Here is a 3,650-nt window from a genome sequence, read left to right as displayed (position 1 = left end):
AGTCAGATGTGTATAAGCGACAGGACCAGGAAGCGCCTCGCCAGGGCGGAGACCTGCTCGTCGTCGTCCAGGTCGATGAGCTCGCTCGGGATCGCCAGGAAGGAACCGGAGACCCGGACCATCATCTCGGCGACGAAGTCGATGTCCAGGTCGGGCGACACGTTGCCGGCGCGCTGCTCGCGGCGGAGCTGGCCCGCGACGAACTGCCGCACGATCGCGAGGGTGCGGCCGTCGTCGCTGATCGTGGAGGCCATCAGCAGGTCGGGCTCGGCGGCGCTCAGCCCGCCGATCAGGGGGTTGCTCCGGATCGCGCGCAACGCGCTCACGAAGCCCAGCACGACCCGGTCGGCGGCGGTCTCGGCCTGCTTGATCTCGGTCAGGAAGCGGTCGAAGTAGCGGCGGAACTCCCGGCGCACCACCTGCTCGACCAGGGCGTCCTTTGTAACGAAGCGCCGGTAGACCGTAATGCGGGAGACACCCGCCAGCCGCGCCACGTCCTCCATGGTGGAGCGCTGGATGCCCATCCGGGAGAACTGCTCATAGGCCGCGTCGAGCACGCTCGCGCGGGTCTCGTCCATCTCGTCGACCTGCTCGACCGCGTCGGTGTACGCGCGTTCCAGCAGCGACTCCTGGCCCGAGTTCCCCATGAGCGCCGATAGCACACGTTCCATGATCGCCTCCTGAGATGACCGATTCTGCCTGACTCTCCGGCCAACGTCACGCTAGGTCTTGTCAAGGCCGAAACAGTGTGCTGACATTGTCTCCAGCACCGATGATACACAGAAGCGCTCCGCGTTTCAGCGTATCAAGCTGGTGCTCTTCCACCCCGAGGAGGAGCAAGGCATGGAAAACCCCAGCAGACGCAATGTGTTGATCGCGGGTGGCGCCGTCGGCGCCGTCGGCGCACTGAGCGTGGCTACCCCCGCACAGGCGTCCGCACTGTGGACGTGGTCCCCCAAGGGCTCGGTGGCGGGCGCCGGCGCCGGCGCGGACCCCAAGACCGTGTGGGACGACGAGTGCGACCAGCTGGTCGCCTCCCTGCTTGAGCGGGGCGTCGTCCCCGACGTGAACCGGAAACTGGCCCAGTGGACCAAGAACGGCCAGACGCTGCCGAGCGGTCTGCCCGCCGACCTGCGCGACTTCATCGAGCGCGCCCGGCAGCTGCCGTCCTGGGTCGACAACGCCAAGCTCCAGCAGGCGGTCGACTTCAACGAGAGGCGAGGACTCTACCTCGGGGTGACCTACGGGTTCGCCAGCGGGATGATGAGCACGGTCATCCCGCGTGAGGCGCGCGCCGTGTACTACTCCAAGGGCGGCGCGGACATGCGCGACCGCATCACCAAGACCGCCAAGCTCGGGTACGACATCGGCACCGCCAACGCCTACGGGCCCAACGGCGAGATGATCGTGACCTGCGTCAAGACCCGGCTCGCCCACTCGGGCGTGCGGCACCTGCTGCCGCAGTCCCCGCACTGGAACCGGGTCGCGGACGAGGAGAAGCCGATCAGCCAGGCCGACATGATGGTCACCTGGCACAGCCTGCCCACGACCGTCATGCAGAACCTGGTCAAGTGGAAGGTGCCGATCCCGGCCGCCGACTCCGAGGCGTTCCTGCACTCGTGGCAGGTCTGCGCGCACATGCTGGGGATCAAGGACGAGTACATCCCCAACTCGTGGTCCGAGGCCAACTCCCAGGCCAAGCAGGTCCTCGACCCGATCCTGGCTCCCACCCCCGAGGGCATCAAGCTCGCGGACATGCTCCTGAACATGGCCACGATCGTCCCCGGCGGGCCGCTGCGGTACGTCACCAAGCCGATCCTGGGCGCGCTCACCCGCTACGTGCTCGGCGACGAGATCGCCGGCTGGCTGAAGATCCGCCGGTACCCGCTCTGGGACACGATCTTCGAGGTCGGCTGGGAGCCCTTCGTCCGCGTCCGCGAGGGCCTGCTGAGGCTGGAGGACGCGCCGGGCGTCGTCCAGACGTTCTACTGGGCCTTCGACGAGCTCATCCGCGTGGCGGCCCTGCTCGTCCTGTCGGGCGCGGACTTCCCGATCAGCATCGAGATCCCCACCGGCAACAACCCGGACTACGAGTGACCGACGCCGCCTGACCGCAGCGGTCGGGACGGTACAGCGCATTCGGGCTTGGAATCCCCGCGGATTCCAAGCCCGAAGCCATTTCCAGATGATCTGCGATCCGTCCTACGGCCGCTGGGTTCCGGCACGGCTCGCCAGGGCGTTGCCGATTATCCAGCCCATGCCGAACGCGGACAGGAGGCCGTTGCCGGACAGGTAGCCGTCGGAGTGGGGGCCGGCCAGGCCGCAGGCCGTGCCGCCCCCCGCGTACAGGCCGGGGATCGGCCGGCCGGCGCCGTCCAGGACGCGGCCGCACGGGTCGATCACCAGGCCGCCCTGCGTGGTCAGCAGGCCGTGGGTGACCCACGCGAGGTGGTACGGCGCGGTGAGGCGGCGGCGGCCGGGCAGCGGGGTCAGGGCGCGTTCGGTCTCCTCGACCGTGCGGCCCAGCGCCCCGGCCAGGTCCTCGATGGTCGGGCAGTCCCGGACGGCGCCCGCGGCGAGGGATTCGCGCATCATCTCGGACTCGCGGGTGGCGGCCATCGCGGCGGCGTCCCAGACCATGGCGGCGCGCTCGCCCGGCCGCCGCCGCAGCACGCCGGCCATGGACGAGTAGCCCTTGGACTCCTCGTCCACGAAGCGCTCGCCGTCGCGGTCGACCAGGACGGCGCCGTTGAACGGCAGCGCCGGGGACACCCGGGTGCCGTGGCCGGCGACGACCAGGCCGGAACGCAGTCCGGCGCCCATGTTCCGCAGCCGCGCGCCCAGCCGCAGCGCCCAGCCGAGCGCGTCCCCGGTCGAGGTGGAGACGCCGCCGTAGAAGGGCGTGCCGAGATGCGGCAGGTGCTCCTCGACCAAGGCGGGGTTGTTCGCGAAGCCGTCGGTGGCGAGGACGACGCTGCGGGCCCGGACGCGCTGCACAACGCCGTTCTGGGAGACGACGACGCCGGTGACCCCGCCGTCGCCGGTCACGAGGCCGACCACGGGCGCCTCGTCCACGAAGGCGGCGTTGCCGTATCCGTCGAGGAGGCCGCGCAGGTGGCGCATGAGCCGGGCGCCGCCGAGCCGCCCGGTGTCGCTGTGCAGCCGCCGCGCGGTCATCCCGGCCCGGGGCATGTCGAGGCCGAGTTCGACGGGGTACCCGGTGTCGGCGATCCAGTGGACGAGGTCCGGCGCCGCGGCGCAGAGCGCCTCCACCACCGGGCGCCACTCCTCGTCGCCGCTGGCGCGGATGATGTCGTCGGCGTGCCGGCGCGGCGAGTCGTCCACCCCCGCCGCGGCCTGCCAGCGGGTCCCTCCGGCGGCGAGGGAGCCGGAGGAGATCGCCGCGTTGCAGCCGTCGCGGGTCGACTTCTCGAAGACCGCGACGGTCAGGCCGGGGTCGCGTGCCGCGCGGAGGGCGGTCAGCACGCCGCACGCCCCGCCGCCCGCGACGGCGACATCGACCTCCGCGTCCCACGCGTGCGGGGCCGGCGCGGTCACGTCAGCGTCCTGTTCGTCCCGTAGAAGTCGCGTGCCGCGTCGACCAGCGGGCGGGGCGGCACGCGACTTCTACGGGACGAACAGGACGCTGA

3 protein-coding genes are annotated in these 3,650 nt (G+C 71.0%); 1 reads left to right on the top strand and 2 read right to left on the bottom strand.

Annotated features, from left to right (window positions below; all coding sequences use genetic code 11):
* Window positions 1-2: 2 nt before the first annotated feature.
* Window positions 3-671 (bottom strand): TetR/AcrR family transcriptional regulator, encoded by a 669-nt coding sequence (locus tag E1200_RS31875; protein WP_131956161.1) that lies wholly within the window; start codon window positions 669-671, stop codon window positions 3-5.
* A 172-nt stretch (window positions 672-843) separates the two neighbouring features.
* Here E1200_RS31875 and E1200_RS31870 point away from each other — a divergent pair, with 172 nt between their 5' ends.
* Window positions 844-2,097 (top strand): oxygenase MpaB family protein, encoded by a 1,254-nt coding sequence (locus E1200_RS31870; protein WP_131956159.1) that lies wholly within the window; start codon window positions 844-846, stop codon window positions 2,095-2,097.
* 105 nt (window positions 2,098-2,202) lie between these two features.
* Here the strand turns inward: E1200_RS31870 and E1200_RS31865 are convergent, their stop codons facing one another.
* On the bottom strand, window positions 2,203-3,558 hold the full coding sequence (locus tag E1200_RS31865; RefSeq protein WP_131956157.1) for an FAD-binding protein: 1,356 nt from the start codon (window positions 3,556-3,558) through the stop codon (window positions 2,203-2,205).
* Window positions 3,559-3,650: the final 92 nt, after the last annotated feature.

Source organism: Actinomadura sp. GC306, assembly GCF_004348665.1.
Taxonomy (GTDB): Bacteria; Actinomycetota; Actinomycetes; order Streptosporangiales; family Streptosporangiaceae; genus Spirillospora.
Note: the sequence above shows the minus strand (reverse complement) of the source record. Positions and strands in the feature narration are given on the sequence as shown.

Excerpts from the sequence above, each read along its gene's own strand:
- E1200_RS31875 (WP_131956161.1), bottom strand. The coding sequence starts at position 671 with ATGGAACGTGTGCTATCGGCGCTCATGGGGAACTCGGGCCAGGAGTCG.
- E1200_RS31870 (WP_131956159.1), top strand. The coding sequence starts at position 844 with ATGGAAAACCCCAGCAGACGCAATGTGTTGATCGCGGGTGGCGCCGTC.